At 83.3% G+C, this 245-nt stretch carries 1 protein-coding gene; it reads left to right on the plus strand.

The genetic code is table 11. The features are described 5' to 3' along the window. Positions 1-245, plus strand: a 245-nt coding sequence (locus KVT14_RS20915; RefSeq protein WP_217617349.1) for a hypothetical protein, incomplete at both ends; no start/stop codon positions are given.

Raw genomic sequence — 245 nt, forward strand, 5'->3', positions numbered from 1 at the left:
ACGCGGTCCCCGTCCCCCTCGCCGAGCGCCGGCGCCGGCTCGAGCTGCTGTGCCGGGCCTACGGCGAGTTCCGGCCGCGCGACGTCGTCCCGGTCGTCCCGGTGCGGCTGCGGGAGCTCGCGCGGTTCACGCGCGAGCGCGCCGGCGGCGACGCGCGGCTGCTCGGGCACGTCGGGCTCTACCTCGACGCCGCGGCGTGGGTCGGGGCGCGGGCGGCGCGGCCCGCCGCCCCGGGCGCCGAGGGG

It is taken from the genome of Cellulomonas sp. GbtcB1 (genome assembly GCF_019091725.1).
Lineage (GTDB): Bacteria > Actinomycetota > Actinomycetes > Actinomycetales > Cellulomonadaceae > Cellulomonas.